This is a genomic window from Streptomyces niveus (genome assembly GCF_001723055.1).
In the GTDB taxonomy this organism is placed as follows: domain Bacteria; phylum Actinomycetota; class Actinomycetes; order Streptomycetales; family Streptomycetaceae; genus Streptomyces; species Streptomyces niveus.
The window spans coordinates 12,966-28,279 of the sequence record NZ_MDCR01000188.1 but is presented as its reverse complement, the minus strand read 5'-3'; the positions used below and the strand labels follow the sequence as shown (position 1 = coordinate 28,279).

General features: G+C 72.4%; 15 protein-coding genes and 1 pseudogene. 7 read left to right on the top strand and 9 right to left on the bottom strand.

The genetic code is table 11. The features are described 5' to 3' along the window. Positions 1–42: 42 nt before the first annotated feature. Positions 43–285 (top strand): annotated as a pseudogene (locus BHU15_RS41510) (glycosyltransferase 87 family protein); the annotation flags it as partial. A 2-nt stretch (positions 286–287) separates the two neighbouring features. Beyond that, positions 288–882, top strand: a 595-nt coding sequence (locus BHU15_RS22155; protein ID WP_368483214.1) for a glycosyltransferase 87 family protein, incomplete at its 5' end; no start/stop codon positions are given. On the opposite strand, the gene BHU15_RS22150 is transcribed toward BHU15_RS22155, so the two are convergent. Together BHU15_RS22150 and BHU15_RS22145 are read right to left on the bottom strand one after the other, a co-directional pair. Then, positions 840–2,483: a DNA repair helicase XPB gene (locus tag BHU15_RS22150; protein WP_023540809.1), complete on the bottom strand. Its 1,644-nt coding sequence runs from the start codon at positions 2,481–2,483 to the stop codon at positions 840–842. The two genes, BHU15_RS22155 and BHU15_RS22150, sit on opposite strands and share 43 nt — an antisense overlap. A 146-nt stretch (positions 2,484–2,629) precedes the next feature. Beyond that, positions 2,630–3,349: an SDR family oxidoreductase gene (locus tag BHU15_RS22145; protein WP_069628803.1), complete on the bottom strand. Its 720-nt coding sequence runs from the start codon at positions 3,347–3,349 to the stop codon at positions 2,630–2,632. Between the two features lie 269 nt (positions 3,350–3,618). Here BHU15_RS22145 and BHU15_RS38475 point away from each other — a divergent pair, with 269 nt between their 5' ends. Continuing rightward, positions 3,619–4,419, top strand: coding sequence for a VanZ family protein (locus BHU15_RS38475; RefSeq protein WP_401922651.1), 801 nt, complete (start codon positions 3,619–3,621; stop codon positions 4,417–4,419). Between the two features lie 9 nt (positions 4,420–4,428). Here BHU15_RS38475 and BHU15_RS22135 read toward each other — a convergent pair whose 3' ends face one another. Continuing rightward, positions 4,429–6,984, bottom strand: coding sequence for a helicase-associated domain-containing protein (locus BHU15_RS22135; protein ID WP_069628802.1), 2,556 nt, complete (start codon positions 6,982–6,984; stop codon positions 4,429–4,431). Between the two features lie 427 nt (positions 6,985–7,411). Between BHU15_RS22135 and BHU15_RS22130 the strand changes: the two genes are divergently transcribed. Together BHU15_RS22130 and BHU15_RS22125 are read left to right on the top strand one after the other, a co-directional pair. Next, positions 7,412–7,930, top strand: a complete 519-nt coding sequence (locus BHU15_RS22130) for a hemerythrin domain-containing protein (RefSeq protein WP_069628801.1) — start codon at positions 7,412–7,414, stop codon at positions 7,928–7,930. Between the two features lie 88 nt (positions 7,931–8,018). Continuing rightward, entirely contained in the window at positions 8,019–9,065 is a 1,047-nt protein-coding gene (locus BHU15_RS22125) for a hypothetical protein (RefSeq protein ID WP_069628800.1), read from the top strand. 103 nt (positions 9,066–9,168) lie between these two features. On the opposite strand, the gene BHU15_RS22120 is transcribed toward BHU15_RS22125, so the two are convergent. The 4 genes from BHU15_RS22120 to BHU15_RS22105 form a co-directional block, all read right to left on the bottom strand. Beyond that, on the bottom strand, positions 9,169–9,510 hold the full coding sequence (locus BHU15_RS22120; RefSeq protein WP_079128294.1) for a hypothetical protein: 342 nt from the start codon (positions 9,508–9,510) through the stop codon (positions 9,169–9,171). Positions 9,511–9,602: 92 nt separating this feature from the next. Further along, the gene (locus BHU15_RS22115; protein WP_069628799.1) at positions 9,603–10,448 is read right to left on the bottom strand and encodes an ABC transporter ATP-binding protein; all 846 of its coding nucleotides are present in this window, start codon (positions 10,446–10,448) and stop codon (positions 9,603–9,605) included. Next, a complete protein-coding gene (locus BHU15_RS22110) occupies positions 10,445–11,545 on the bottom strand; it encodes a FecCD family ABC transporter permease (protein ID WP_255293180.1) in 1,101 nt (366 codons plus the stop codon). The genes BHU15_RS22115 and BHU15_RS22110 overlap by 4 nt, the downstream gene beginning before the upstream one ends. Continuing rightward, positions 11,542–12,576, bottom strand: a complete 1,035-nt coding sequence (locus tag BHU15_RS22105; RefSeq protein ID WP_079128293.1) for a FecCD family ABC transporter permease — start codon at positions 12,574–12,576, stop codon at positions 11,542–11,544. Before BHU15_RS22105 ends, BHU15_RS22110 begins: the two co-directional genes overlap by 4 nt. 144 nt (positions 12,577–12,720) lie before the next feature. On the opposite strand from BHU15_RS22105, the gene BHU15_RS22100 reads away from it, so the two are divergent. Continuing rightward, a complete protein-coding gene (locus BHU15_RS22100) occupies positions 12,721–13,401 on the top strand; it encodes an HAD family hydrolase (protein ID WP_023540818.1) in 681 nt (226 codons plus the stop codon). Here BHU15_RS22100 and BHU15_RS41505 read toward each other — a convergent pair. Next, entirely contained in the window at positions 13,335–13,649 is a 315-nt protein-coding gene (locus BHU15_RS41505) for a hypothetical protein (protein WP_079128292.1), read from the bottom strand. The genes BHU15_RS22100 and BHU15_RS41505 overlap by 67 nt on opposite strands. A 167-nt stretch (positions 13,650–13,816) precedes the next feature. Between BHU15_RS41505 and BHU15_RS42040 the strand changes: the two genes are divergently transcribed. Continuing rightward, positions 13,817–14,200: a cold-shock protein gene (locus tag BHU15_RS42040; RefSeq protein ID WP_023540819.1), complete on the top strand. Its 384-nt coding sequence runs from the start codon at positions 13,817–13,819 to the stop codon at positions 14,198–14,200. Between the two features lie 8 nt (positions 14,201–14,208). Here BHU15_RS42040 and BHU15_RS22085 read toward each other — a convergent pair whose 3' ends face one another. Continuing rightward, positions 14,209–15,237, bottom strand: coding sequence for a questin oxidase family protein (locus tag BHU15_RS22085; protein WP_069628796.1), 1,029 nt, complete (start codon positions 15,235–15,237; stop codon positions 14,209–14,211). Between the last annotated feature and the right edge of the window lie 77 nt (positions 15,238–15,314).

Below are 15,314 nucleotides of genomic sequence, written 5' to 3'. Positions count from 1 at the left end.
ACCCCCGTCCGCTTCTCCCGGCCCTCCGTCCCCGTTCCCGTCCTGTCCTGGGTCCCAGTCCTGCTGTGCGTCGCCGTCGCGTTGTGGCTCGAACCGGTCCTGCGGACCGTCCTCTTCGGAGAGATCGGGCTCGCGCTGACCTGCGTCGTCCTGTGGGACCTGACCCGGCCGGACCACGCGCTCGGCAAGGGTTTCGCCCTCGGGGTCGTGGCGGGCGTCGAACTGGCCCCCGCCCTCTTCATCGCCTATCTGCTGCTCGCCGGCCGACCCGACGCCGTACGCGCCNNCGTACTGCCAGGGGCGAGCCTCGACTTCTGGACGCTACGGGTCTTCGAGACCGGCCGCGCGGGCGAGGGGTGGACCACCGACAACCAGTCGCTGCAAGGGCTGTTCGCCCGTGCGCTGCGCACCACGGAGCCGGGCGTCGGCTGGGCGGTCGCCTGTGTCGTCATCACGTTCGCCGGTCTGTGGCTGGCGCGAAGAGCCGTCGTAAGGAAAGGACTTGAGACATGGGGCATCCTCGTCACCGCGCTGACCGCGCTGCTCGTCTCACCGGTCAGCTGGTCCCACCACTGGGTGTGGTGCGTGCCGCTGCTGACGGTCCTGCTCGCCGAGGGCCGTTGGCGTACGGCGGCGGCGGTCGCGCTGGTCTTCGCGGCGCGGAGCTTCCGGCTCGTGCCGCACGAGGGCGGGGCGGAGCTTCGACTGCCCTGGTGGCAGCAGCCGTTGGCGTCGCCGTACGCGCTGCTGGGGCTCGTACTCCTCGCGTACGTGGCCTACCGCTGCCACGCCCCCCGCACCCGTACGGCCACCCGGCGGCGGGCGACAGCCGTTGCCGGTCAGCTGTCGGCCAGCAACTCGTCCGCGTCCACGATCCGGTAGGCGTATCCCTGCTCCGCGAGGAAGCGCTGGCGGTGCGCCGCGAAGTCCTGGTCGATCGTGTCGCGGGCCACCACCGAGTAGAACCGCGCCTCGTGGCCGTCCGCCTTCGGACGGAGCACCCGGCCCAGCCGCTGCGCCTCCTCCTGGCGCGAGCCGAACGTGCCCGACACCTGGATCGCGACCGTCGCCTCCGGCAGATCGATCGAGAAGTTCGCGACCTTCGACACCACCAGCACCGAGATCTCGCCCTGGCGGAACGCGTCGAACAGCTTCTCCCGCTGCGCGTTGCTCGTCTCGCCCTTGATCACCGGCGCGTCCAGATGCTCACCCAGCTCATCCAGCTGGTCGATGTACTGGCCGATGACCAGCGTCTGTTCGCCCTTGTGCTTGGCGACCAGCGCCTCCGTGACCTTGCGCTTCGTCGCCGTCGTCGCGCAGAAGCGGTACTTCTCGTCCTGCTCGGCCGTCGCGTACGCCAGGCGCTCGCTGTCCGTCAGGTTGACCCGTACCTCGACACAGTCCGCGGGCGCGATGTAGCCCTGCGCCTCGATCTCCTTCCACGGCGCGTCGAAACGCTTCGGCCCGATGAGCGAGAAGACGTCCGACTCGCGGCCGTCCTCCCGTACGAGCGTCGCCGTCAGCCCCAGCCGGCGCCGCGCCTGGAGGTCGGCGGTGAACTTGAAGACGGGCGCGGGCAGCAGATGCACCTCGTCGTAGATGACCAGGCCCCAGTCCCGCGAGTCGAACAGCTCCAGGTGCGGATAGACGCCCTTACGGCGCACCGTGAGCACTTGGTACGTGGCGATCGTGACCGGGCGGATCTCCTTGCGTGTACCGCTGTACTCGCCGATCTCCTCCTCCGTCAGCGACGTCCGACGGATCAGCTCGTGCTTCCACTGCCGGGCGGAGACGGTGTTCGTGACGAGGATCAGCGTCGTCGCCTTCGCCTGCGCCATCGCGCCCGCGCCGACGAGCGTCTTGCCCGCGCCGCACGGCAGCACGACCACGCCGGACCCGCCGTGCCAGAAGCCCTCGACGGCCTGCTTCTGATACGGGCGCAGCGACCACTCCCGCTCGTCCAGCTCGATGGCGTGCGCCTCGCCGTCGACGTATCCGGCCAGGTCCTCGGCCGGCCAGCCCAGCTTCAGCAGCGTCTGCTTGATCTGCCCGCGCTCGGAGGGGTGCACGGCCACGGTGTCCGGGTCGATCCGCGTCCCGACCAGCGGCTGCACCTTCTTCGACCGCAGGATCTCCTCAAGCACGGGCCGGTCGGTGCTGGTCAGCACCAGCCCATGGGTGGGGTGCTTGGACAGGGTGAGCCGTCCGTACCTGGCCATCGTCTCGGCGACGTCCACGAGCAGGGCGTGCGGCACCGGGTAGCGCGAATACGCCACCAGCGCGTCGATGACCTGCTCGGCGTCGTGCCCGGCGGCGCGGGCGTTCCACAGCCCGAGCGGGGTCAGCCGGTACGTGTGGATGTGTTCCGGCGCCCGCTCCAGCTCGGCGAAGGGCGCGATGGCGCGACGGCAGGCGTCGGCCTGGTCGTGGTCCACCTCCAGCAGCAATGTCTTGTCGCTCTGGACGATGAGAGGTCCATTCACAGCCGCGCCCTTTCGTCCTTCGTACGGCCACTGCACGCGGCCAAACGTCCAGTGTCGCGCATCGACGCCGCTTTCGGCGCGGGTACCGCCGGGACGGTACCGGAGATCCCGATGACCTGAGGATCAACCGGCGACGACTGGGCGGGTCAGGTGAGCTGAACGCCGCCGTCGACGTCGACCACGGATCCGGTGGCATAGCCGTTGGCCATCAGGAACAGTGCGGTCGAGGCGATGTCCTCGGGCATGCCGACGCGTCCGACGGGCACGCTGGCGACGTACTGGGTGAGCAAGCGCCGCCGCACATCCTCCGGGACGTCGTCGAAGGCCGGGGTCTCGACCAGTCCGGGGGCGATGACGTTGACCCGCACCGGGGCCAGGTCGACGGCGTTGGCCCTGCCGAAGGCCTCCAGGGCGGCGTTGATCGCGGCCATCGTCGGGCGCCCGGGGCCGTGCTTGCGGCTCGCGATGCCTCCGATCAGGACGATCGAGCCGTCCTTCGCGATGCGGTCGGCCGCGGCCCGCACCCCGTTGTAGGCACCCCAGAACTTGGTGTCGAAGAACGCCTGGGCGGCGCGGGAGTCCAGTTCCCGCACGGTGCCGAGGGCGGTGACACCCGCCGACATCGCCAGGTGGTCGAAGGCGCCGACACGATCGAGCAGAGACTCGACCGAGGCCGCGGAGGTGATGTCGACCTGCTCGGTCGCTATGCCCGAGGGCACGGTGCCCGCGGTACGTCCCGGGTTGCGGCTGGCCGCGGTGACCCGGGCCCCGGCAGCCAGGGCGCGCTCGGCGATGGCGAGACCGATGCCGGAAGTGCCGCCGATGACGATCACGTGCTTGTCGACCAGGGGGGTGGCGAGACTCATGAGCGTTTTCCTGTTCTCGGATGGACAATCACAGCCGGGCGGACGGTAGTTGTCGGCGCCTGCGGATCGGTTTAGCCGGGTCATGTCATGGGGGTCCACCAGTTCCCGCCCACCAGATCGGCCGGTCTGGCTGGCGTACGCGGCCCGGTCCGGGGCAAGCGGGGCGTATGGCGGCTGAAACGGAACGGACCGGAGGGCGCGCGGGCGCCCGTGTGGTGGATGGCTCGGCACCTGCGCACTCGACCTGGAGTACGTCGTGGGGCGGAGCGGTGTTGCGGGTGGTCATCCTCGTCGTGGCGCTGCTGCTGCTCGTCGGGTTCGCCGCCGTACTGGCCGAGTTGACGCTCACACCGTCGCCCGCCTCCTCGGAGATCGCGGGGTCCAATCTGCGGCCCGGGCATTCGCTGCGGCAGTACGCGGAGGACTACACGTTCCTCGCGGCGTGCAAGCAGGTCGGCGGCAATGTGCTGATGGGCGCGCCGTTCGGGCTGTTGCTGCCGGTGCTGGTGCCGCGCAGGTTCCGGATGGTGCGGGTGGTGGCCCTGACCGCGGTCACGATGATCGTGGTGGAGCTGGCGCAGGGTGCGATCGTCGAGGGCCGGGCCTTCGACGTGGACGACGTGATCATGAACACGAGCGGTGCGTTCCTCGCGTATCTGCTGCTGGGGCGCCGGTTCAGTCACCGCTTCCACACCCTGGGGTTCCGTTCGCTGGAGGGGCGGGCCCGGCAGGAGGAGGAGCGGGAACTGGAACGCAAGCGGGAGCGGGCGGCGCGGAGGAAGGCCCGGCGCGAGGCCGCGGCTGCGGGCGGAGGGACGGGCGGAGGTACAGGTGCCGGCGCGGAGACGACCGAGCGCGCGTCGTGGAAGGAGCGGATGCGGGGTGCGATGAAGCGCGAGTCCGTCGCGGAGAAGCCGAAGAAGACAGCCGTCGCGAAGAACACGACCGCGAAGAACACGACCGCGAAGACATCGGCCGCGAAGAAGGCGGCCACGCCGGGGAAGAAGGCCGCGCCGAAGAAGAAAGCCGCGCCCAAATCCGGCGCCCCCGGCCGGCGGCCCCGCAAGTAGCCGCTGCCGCTACGCCGGGTCGTCGGCCAGTTCCGCCACGCCCGTGATGCGGTGCAGCGGATACGTGCGGACCTCGTCGGCCGTGTGGTCGTACGCCGTCACGAAGCCGCCCTCGACCCGTACCGGCGCGATCACGCGCTGGCTGGCCGCGCCCTCCGCGTTCACGTAGCCGATCCAGAGCGCCGACCCCGTCAGCGCGGCGGCCTGGACCGTCGCCAGCGTCTCGGCCGACGTGGTGCGGGGCAGCTCGCCGCCCGGCGCCGCCGACGCCGGTTCGGGGAGCGTCTTGCGTACGACGGTGGCCGCCTGGTCACCGGCCCGGATCGCCCGTACCGCCGCGCCGAGCAGGGTCGGCGCGGGCACCGGCGGGCCGTCGGGGACGGGCGCCGGAGGCGTGCGCGGCGGGGTGCGGTGCGCGTGGGCGCGGGTGACCAGCACATCACCCTCGGCTGACTCGGCGGCCGGCGCGAGCCCCATCGAGCGCAGCCCGTCCAGCAGCGTCGTGGGGTCGGCCTGGGCCGCCAGGACGGTGGGCGCGAGGCGGCGCAGCCGCAGCGCGTGGGAACGCCGGTCGGCCAGGATCTCGTCCAGGACGGCCTCGTCGTCGCAGCGCACGTACGCCGAAGCGGAACCGATCCGCAGATGCCCGTGCCGCCGCGCCATGTCGTCGATCAGATAGCTGAGCGGCTGCGGCACCGGCGTACGGCTGTGCGCCGCGAGGAACGCGTGCAGGTCGGAAGCCGAAAGCCCGGCGTCGAGCGCGCGGCGTACGGACGCGGGCGTGAAGCGGTAGACGGTCGCGCCGCCCCGTGACTCGATGTCGGCGATCACGGACAGCGTCTCGGCGAGCGGACGCAGCAGTGGCCCGGGGGCGACGGCCGTGAGGTCCGCCTGGAGGAGGACATGGTCGAGTGGGTCGGGAAGGTGGGGCGCCAGGGCGCGGGCGGCGTGCAGGCCGACGGCCGACAACTCCCCGGGGGTCGCGGCGGCCGTACGGGAGGCGGGCTTCGGGAACGAGCCCATCGCTCCGCTGTCCCCGCCGTCCACCGAATCCGGTGCGATCAGCGCCCGCCCGTGCGACGACAGGGCGCCGCGCCCGGTCACACCCAGCATCTCCGCCTCGGTCAGCGTCCACGCGGCGATACGCGCCCGCAGATCTTCCGGCCGGCCCGCCGCCGCGCCGCGCAGCGGGCGTTCCCAGCGCAGCCGGGCGAGCACGCTCTCCGGGTCGGGGGCGGTGCCGTCGGGGAGACTCGCGAGGAGGTCGAGCACATGGCGCCGTACCTCCGGCGCGGCGCCCCGGTCCAGATCCGGGCCGAGCGCGGCGAGCGTACGGCCCTTGCTGTCCTGGCCGCCGACGAGACCCGAGGTGCGGGTGGCGCCCAGCCAGGCCGTGGCCAGGCGGGCCCAGCGCTCGGCCGGGGGCAGGTCGGGCCACTGGTCGTAGGCGGGCGTCGGCGCGTAGCGCTCGTCCGCCTCGCCGTCGGCCGCCAACAGCCCTGCCGCATAGGCGAGTTCGACCCAGAAGGCGGCGACGGGCTCGGTGGTGTCCAGCGCGGTCGCGGTGCGCTTGAGGTCACGTACGGACAGGCCGCCGGCGCGCAGGACGTTCGGGCCGCCCTCGTTCCACTCCTTGGCCAGCTCCTCGATCGTCTCCAGCGCGGTGTACGCCTGGGCCGCCGCCGCGCTGTCCACAACCTGTGGACGGGCGGTCGGCGTGGATGTCACCGTCGACGTGGAGGGGTGCGGCAGGATCTCCGGCGGCTCCGGCTCGGTGTGCCGGTGCGCGCGCCCCCCGCGCAGATGCAGCGCGGCCTCGCGCGGCAGTACGACGGTGCGCGTGGAGGTCGGCAGCAGCAGCCCGTGGTCGCGCAGCCACTGCACGGGCGGCGCGGGCTTCGAGGTGATCTCGCCGTACGGCGGCCCCCACACCAGCCGGTCGAGCACGGCCAGCGCGTCGGGCGGGGCGGTGTCGAGGAGCGCCGCCATGCGCGTGCGGTCGGTGAAGAGCGCGGCCAGCGCGGTGACGGCCGAGACCGGGTCGTGCGTGGACGGCAGCCCGGCGGTGGTGATGATCTCCTGGATCCGGCCCGGCGACATGCCCGCCGTGGCCTCGGCGACGGTCGGGCCGAGGCCGGTCGGCGAGGGGTGGTTGGGGGACGGCGCCAGGATCTCGCGGGCCGTACGGACCAGCCGCAGCCGGTCGTCGGCGCCCCAGATCAGCGCCTGCGCGCGCAGCGCGGCGACGGCGCCCGGCAGGGCCGCCTCGACGCGCGGATCACCCTCGTCGCCGGTCATCAGCGCGCGGACGGCCTCGTACGGCGCGGGGTCGGTCGAGGCGGCCAGCGCCTCGGCGGTCTGGAGCGTGAAGCGGTCGAGCCGTTCCAGCGCCCGCATGACCGAGGCGCGGGTACCGGCGCGGGTGGCGAGCTGACCGAGGTCGTTCGGCACGGGGCTCAGCAGGTCGGGACGCGCGCGCAGGAGGGCGGCCAGCGCGTCGTCGTCGCGGGTGCGCAGGGCCTCCGCGAGCGTACGCGGGGGCGTTCCGCCGGATCGTTCGGACACGTGCGCCTCCAGGGGCGGGCTAGCTGATTCCCATCCGCCCCACGTTAGCCCCTGTGGGCCGGCCGGCCGGGGTGTCGGCCGTCGGGGGGCCGTGCGGCGTCCCGAAGGGTGTCCGATACGGCGTCCGGGACGGTGCCCGGGTTTTGTTGACAGGTGCGGGGCGGCTGCGTGTAATTGGGGGCGGTGCCGCGTGGCGCCGGCCGAAGAGCAGTGGGCGGGCCGGTGACCGGGCGAGCACCCTTCACGCAGGGGATCCGCCATGAGTACGTACTCCGCGACCTGTACGTGACGTAGCCAGCGCGCAGAGCGCGCCACCGCACGTCGCCATTCACCGCATCCCATTCTTCTCGCACTTCTCACTCTTCGCAGCCGGTCCGGCTCCGCCGTGTCCGAGGGCTGCCCTCATCTTCCGGAGAACCAGAAACGCATGCCCACGAAGCCCCTTGAGCCCGCCGATGCTGACGACGGTCAGAGCCCGCGCGAGGTGCGGACCCTCGCCGACAAGATCCTGCAAGTGCACGACCAACTGCGCGCCCAGCTGGAGCTGGTGACGGCCGACGCCGACGCGCACCTCGCGGGCCGGAAGGACGCCGGCGAGCCGCCGGCACCGGCCCTCGGGTTCCAGATCCGGCAGCGCTGCCTGGCGTTCTGCCAGGCCCTGGACTTCCATCACACCAGCGAGGACGGGCACCTGTTCCCCGGGATCGCCCAGTACCACCCCCACTTGACCGACGTCTTCGACCGGCTCCGCGCCGAACACCGCGCCATCGCGCGGATCCAGGACGCGCTGGTGGCACTGCTCGCCGACATCGGCGCGGCCGAACCGGCCCGTTTCCGGGCGGAGTTGGCGCGGATGACGACGGAGCTGAACGCGCACCTCGACTACGAGGAGGAGGTGATCCTGCCACTGGTGGCGGACGTGCCGTGGCCCCCGGCGCAGCCGTAGGACACCGGGCGGCCCTGTCGCACTGGACGTAGGAGTTCGAGCGCGACACCATCGGCCGCAGGTAAGGCGCGCGTGTGCGGAGGGCAGTGTGGGGATCGAGAGCGACCAGCTCGTCTACGACTATCTGAGCCGGGTCGGAGATGTGGCCCAGCAACGGCAGTTGCCCTCCGGTGACCGGATGAGACTCGTCTCCGAGCTGCGGGTCGAGATCGACAAGCAGCGCGGGAAGTTCGGTGGCGACAGCCCCGCCGCCGTCCGCCGCATCCTGGGACGGCTCGGTTCGCCGGACCAGGTGGTGGACGCGGCGGCGGGCGGTGGCTCGTCGGGCGGCAGCTCGTACGGGCAGGAACCGGTCGCCGAGCCGCCGCCCCAACCCGCCAACTTGCCCAAGCAGCGCGGCAGGCTCGGGCGCGGGCTGCTCGGTGGCCTCCGGCCCCCGGTACCGAAGCAGACGCGCCGGTCCGTGCCCGACACACCCGCCGCCCCCGTCGAGTCCCCGCCCCGGCCGGCCGGTACGCACGAACTCGCCCCGTCCGGCGGCGGCGAACCGGACTGGTGGCGTGTGGAGCCCGGCCCGGTGGGGGCGGCGACCGGCGTCTCCGGGTTCGTCGGCGGCGTGGAGATCCCCGAGATACTGAAGCCGCCGCCGACCCCCGAGGAACTCGCCGAGAAGGAGAGGGAACAGGAGTCGGCCGAGGACGACGCGGAGGAAGAGGAGGAGGCACCCGCACGGCGCCGCCTGCTCCCACGACTGCGCCGCCGCGCCGGCAAGACCGCCCCGGCCGAAGCCCGGCCCGGCCTCCAACTCACCAATCCCTACCTGCTGCTGGCAGCCGCCCTGCTCGTCGTCGGCGCGGTACTCGGCTCGTGGCTGGCGCTGGCGGGCGGCTGGGTCCTCGCGTACGCCTCACGCCGGATGTCGCGCTTCGAGGTGAAGCTGGCGGTGTTCGGGCTGCCGATCGTCGCCGTCGTCGGGGGCGGGGTCTGGCTCTGGGGCCGTATGACAGAACGCTGGGGCGAGGCCATCGCGGACGACGCGATGGGCGCGGCGATCTCGGAGACCTGGCCGGTGGTGGTCCGGGTGGCGGCGGTCAGTTCGGCACTGTTCCTGGTCTGGCGCTCCCGGCGCGGCTGAACCGGCATCCCCTGCAAACGGCGGCCCCGCCCACCCCATGTGAGGGGCGAGCGGGGCCGCGTGGCCAGGATCGGGACCGGCACTCAGCACCAGGAACAGGACCTCAGAGGCGCGTGCGCGCGCGGGCCTTCAGCGTCGACAGACGGGCGCGTAGCGCCACGACGAACAGCACGGCGCCGATCGCGCAGTAGACCCACGCGTTCTCCGTGCCCCGTGCGATGCCGATCGCGCTCCCCAGCACCCACGCGCCCAGCACGATCACGAGCGCCGTCCAGGCGATGTCCGCGATTCGGGCGGGGAGCTGGGCCCGCTGAACCGTGCCGTGCGCGAGATCGGGCAGTGGCTCCGGCTCGTGGGTCGTCCCGCCTCCCGGGACGTCGTGCGCCGCGCGTTCCCGGCCGTCGCCGCGTTCCCGGTCTCGCTCCTCCGTCGCCATGTCCGTCATCTCCCGTCGCTGGTCGACGCGTTCGTCGCGCGTCGGCTCCCTCTCCGGTTGCCCCCGCTGACCGCGTCTACGCGAAGGGGCCTCGAGAACGGCTACGCCACGCCCGTCTCCGCCTCCGGCCGGTACGGCGCCCCCGGCACCACCAGCGGCGAGCCCGTCACCGGGTCCGGGACCACCACCGATTCGAGGCCGAACACCTCCCGTACCAGCTCCGCCGTCACGATCTCGCCCGGGTGGCCCTCGGCGACGATGCGGCCCGACTTCATGGCCACCAGGTGATCGGCGTACCGCGCCGCCTGGTTGAGGTCGTGCAGCACGATCACGACCGTGCGCCCCTGTTCGTGGTTGAGGCGGCGTACCAGGTCCAGGACCTCCACCTGGTGCGCGATGTCCAAGAACGTCGTCGGCTCGTCCAGCAGCAGCAGGTCCGTCTCCTGCGCCAGCGCCATCGCGATCCACACGCGCTGCCGCTGCCCGCCCGACAGCTCGTCGACCGACCGCTCGGCCAGGTCCGTCACGTCCGTGCGCGCCATCGCCTCCGTGACGGCCCGCTCGTCCTCCTCCGACCACTGCTGCCACCAGTGCTGATGCGGCTGGCGGCCCCGCGAGACCAGGTCGGCGACGGTGATCGCCTCCGGCGCGGTCGGCGACTGCGGCAGCAGACCGATCGACTGCGCGATCTTCCGCGTCGGGATTCTCGCCAGCTCCTCGCCGTCCAGCAGCACCGAACCGCTCTTCGGCTTCAGCAGCCGGCCGAGCGCGCGCAGCGTGGTCGACTTGCCGCAGGCGTTCGGGCCGACGATCACGCTCACCCGGCCGTCGGGGACGGCCAGTTCGAGGTCGTGGACGACGGTGCGGTCGTCGTACGCGAGCGTCAGCTCGCGCGCCCTGAGCCTGCTCAGCCCGCTCTTCGTCGTCTCGCCGATGCTCGTGGTCATTTTCCAGCTCCTGCGGTACGGCTGCGAATGATCAGCCAGATCAGATACGGCGCGCCGATCGCGGCCGTGAGCACCCCCACGGGCAGTTCGGTGGGCGCGAACAGCTTGCGCGCGAACAGGTCGGCCAGCACCACGATCACCGCGCCCAGCAACGCGCTGCACAGGAGCGGGATCTGCGCCGTACGCGTCATCCGCCGCGCGATCTGCGGTGCGAGCAGCGCCACGAAGTCCACCGGACCGGCCGTGCCGGTCGCCACGGACGCGAGCACCACGCCGAGCAGGACGAGCCCGAGCCGTATGTGCCCCAGGCGTACGCCGAGCGCGGTGGCGGTCCCGTCGTCCAGCGACACCGTGCGCTGGGCGTACGCGGCCCACGCCACCGCGGGCAGCAGGATCAGCAGCACCCAGCCGAGCGGCGCCGCCTCGTCCCAGCCGCGGCCGTTCAGCGAGCCCGTCATCCACACCTGGGCCTGCTGGGCGACGAGATAGTCGCCCTTCGTCATGAAGAGCGTGGTCAGCGAGCGCAGCGCGATCGCGAAGCCGATGCCGATGAGGACGAAGCGGGTGGCGTGCAGTCCGCCGCGCCAGGCGAAGACGTACACGAGTACGGCCGCCACCATGCCGCCCGCGACCGAGAGATACGGCAGGACGGCGAACGACGTGACGCCGTACGTCATCGCGAAGACGGTCAGCGCGCTGGCGCCTTGCGTGACACCGATGATGTCCGGGCTGGCCAGCGGGTTACGGGCGACGGTCTGGATCAGCGCGCCCGAGACGCCGAAGGCGGCGCCGACGAGAAGACCGACCACCATGCGCGGCAGCCGCAGTGTGCCGACGACGAGTTCGTCCGACGACGGCTGTCCGAGGATCACCTTCAGGACCTCGGTGGGGGCGACGAAGCTCTCGCCGACGCTCAGATACGCGACGCAGGTCAGACAGAGGAGCACCAGAAGGGCGACGGCGACGACCGCCGCCCGGCGATGCAGGAGGAACGACACACGCCGGGCGCCGAACCGGGTGCGTACGAGGGAGTATCCGGCGGGCCGCACCCCGGCGGACGCTGAGTCGGCCTTCCGGTCCAAAGCTGTCGTACTCACGCCGGTACCGCCTTCCTGCGTACGAGAGCGACCAGGAACGGCACACCCAGCAGCGCCGTCATCACACCCGCCGGCACCTCGCCCGGCGGGAAGAGGACCCGCCCGAGCACGTCGGCCGTCAGCAGCATCACCGGCCCGGTCAGCGCGGCCATCGGCATCAGCCAGCGGTGGTCGTTGCCGACGATCGCCCGCGCGATGTGCGGGACGGCGAGGCCGATGAACGCGATCGGACCGGCCGCGGCGACACCGACACCGACGAGTACGGTCGCGCCGACGCCGCCCACGACGCGTACGGCTCCGACGTTCTGGCCGAGCCCCTTCGCGACGTCCTCACCGAGCGCGAGCGCGTCGAGCCCCCGCGCCACGCTCACCACCAGCACCGTACCGACGACGAGGAACGGCCAGACCTGGCCGACGAGTTCGCCGTCCCGGCCCGCGACCGACCCCACCTGCCAGAAGCGGAACTCGTCGAGCGCGGCGGCCCGCGTCGTCAGGATGCCCATCGTCACGGACACCAGCAGCGCGTTGATCGCGGCGCCGCCGAGGGCGAGTTTGACCGGCGTCGCGCCGCCCCTGCCGCGCGTCGCGATCGCGTACACCGCGACCGAGGCGACGGCCGCCCCGGCGAACGCGAACCACACGTATCCGGTCAGCGTGTGCACCCCGGCGAACGCGATGGCCATGACCACTCCGACCGCAGCGCCCTGGCTGATGCCGAGGATGCCGGGGTCGGCGATCGGGTTGCGGGTGATGCCCTGGAGGACCGTACCGGCGAGCGCGAGCGCGGCGCCGACCATCAGGCCGATGACGGTACGGGGCACCCGCAGCTGCCGTACGACCTCGGCGTCCTCGCTGTGACCCCCGTTGAGCAGGGCGTCGAACACGGCGCTCGGCGCGACGGCGCGCGCTCCGACGGCGAGGCTGAGCAGGACCGCGAGCAGCAGGGCCACGGCCGCGACGGCCGTCCAGCCGATGCGGCGGGCGACGAGGGCGCGTCTCGTGCGGTGGGTCGTCGGGGCGGCGGCTGGCATCGGGACCAATCGGGGACGAGGCACGGGGACCAGGCAGGGGAACGAGGCTTGGGTGTGGCGTGGTGTGGCTTGGTAAGGCTTGGCTAAGTCTATGCGTCGAGTTCCGGCCAGAGTCCGGCGGATGGGTCCAGGCACAATGCTTGTATGACCTCGCTCCCGGACGCGCAGCCGCTGACCGTCGGTTTCGACCTCGACATGACCCTCATCGACTCCCGGCCCGGCATCCACGCCGCCTACCTCGCGCTCTCCGCCGAGACCGGTGTCCCGATCGACGCCGACCTGGCCGTGACCAGGCTCGGCCCGCCGCTCGAAGAGGAGCTGGCGCACTGGTTCCCGGCTGACCGCATCGCCGAGATGGGTGACCGCTACCGGGAGATCTATCCCACACACGCCATCGCGCCGACGCTGCTGATGGCCGGTGCCCGCGAGGCCGTCACCGCCGTCCAGGCGCTCGGCGGGCGGGCGATCGTGGTGACGGCGAAGCACGAGCCGAACGCCAAGCTGCACCTCGCGCACCTCGGCGTCGAACCGGACGCGGTGATCGGCTGGCTGTGGGCGGAGGCGAAGGCGGAGGCGCTGCGCGCGCACGGCGCGAGCGTGTACGTGGGTGACCACACCGGCGATGTACGGGGCGCCCGCACGGCGGGCGCGCTCTCGGTCGCGGTCCCGACGGGCCCCTGCGACGAGGCGGAACTGCGGGCGGCGGGCGCGGAGGTGGTCCTGCCGGACCTGCTGGCGTTCCCGCGGTGGCTGCGGTCCTACGCGGCGGATCCCGCGGCCGGATCAGCCGGTGCAGGGGCGGCCGCGTCGACCGACCTTGCCTGACGGCGCTGCGCGGCGATCGACCTGAGCAGCCCGGCGCCGGCGATCACGAAACCGACGCCCATCAGCATGCAGAGCGCGTACGCGATCGTCGGGAACGGATCCGTCCCGAGGAACAGCGGAGCCACGGTGACCAGGGTGGCCACCGCGCCGATGATGAAAACGATCGCACCGACGCGAACCAGCCGATCGCCGGGACCGACCGCATCAGCGGTGGGTTCGGCCTGGGGTGATGAAGGAGTAGCAGTCACTCGGCCAGGGTAGTTCCCTGCGGACAGGAACCAACCGGCGACGTCTTGTCACCAGCCCCTGGACCATTAGCCTTGGGTTTGGCGGGTCGTCCGACCCGCTGTAGTGCTATCCAGAGCCGTTTTTGAGCGCGCCAGCGCCCCCAACACATATGAGGACGAGGACAGACGTGCCTACCGGCCAGGTCAAGTGGTTCAACCGTGAGAAGGGCTTCGGCTTTCTCTCCCGTGACGACGGCGGCGACGTCTTCGTGCACTCATCGGTCCTCCCTGCCGGAGTCGACGCACTGAAGCCGGGCCAGCGCGTCGAGTTCGGCGTCGTCGCAGGCCAGCGCGGTGACCAGGCGCTCTCGGTCACCGTCCTCGACCCGGCCCCCTCGGTGGCGGCGGCCCAGCGCCGTAAGCCCGACGAACTGGCGTCGATCGTCCAGGACCTGACGACGCTGCTGGAGAGCATCACCCCCACGCTGGAGCGGGGGCGCTATCCGGACAAGGCCCAGGGGGCGAACATCGCGGGTCTGCTCCGCGCGGTCGCGGACCAGCTCGACGTCTGATCCCCGCCCTAGTAACGCAACGGCTCGCTCAGCTCCACCGCGCGCAGTGCCGCGCCGAGCGACTGCTCGTCGCCCACGTCCACGGCGGTGTCCGCGAACTTGATGACGTGTTCGTCGCCGTGGGCCAGGGCCCGTTCCAGCACCTCATCGGCGGTGATGCCCGTGGTGGGTGCGTACGGGACCGGCTCAGCCGGCGCGTACATCGACGTCACCGCCGCCGATGCCGTCCACGCCGCGTGCAGGCTCGGCACCCACAGGGCGCGCGGCAGGGCCGGCAGCGTACGCAGCACGGCGTTCGGCGCGGTCGCCGCGTGGACCAGCATCGTCGGGTTGCCGTGGCCGTGGGTCGCGTAGCGGCGCGTCGAGGCGCCGACCAGTTCGGCGAGCCTGCGCCGCGCCTCGTCCGGGTCGGTCACGTCGGCCGACCAGACCGGCAGCCGGTCGACGCGTGCGAGCCGGGCCGTGAAGCCGCCGTCGAGGTCGCCGATCGGGAGTACGGCGTCGAGCGCGCCGTCGGCGTCCGGGGCGCCGGCGAGCGGGGCGACCCCGGAGACCGGGTGGTGCCGGGCGGCCCAGTAGCCGAGGCCGTGGGCGAGTTCGGCGAGGCGCGGCGCGGTCTCACCGCTCGCGGTGATGACGCGTACGGCGTGGCCGACGCGGATCACGGGGTGCGTGGAGCCGCCGTACATGCCGGGCAGCAGCCGGGGCCACCACTCGGCGAGCACGTCACGCCAGGGCCGTTCCCCGATCGCGCGCAGGAAGTAGCCGATCCAGTCGGCGCCCCGGCGTGAATCGCCCAGTGCCGTCTGCCAGTTGGCGTCGGTGACGGGGGACACCGGGTCGGGGAAGTCGTCGAGTCTTTCCTGGTAGGCGTCCAGCCAGCGGTGCACGGACCCCGACCGGCCGCGGGTGGCGAGCGCCTCGACCACCATGGGGGCGTGGTTGGTCAGCCGCCATTCGTAGATCTCCGGACCCGAGGCGTGCAGCCGCTCCAGGGCTTCTTCCAGAACACCGCTCGTGTTCGCGTCGTTGGGCATGCGTACGACGCTAGGCCGCCGGGTCCGCGCCGCGTATCGGCCGTACGGACCAAGCCCGGCCGCAGGGGGACTAGGAC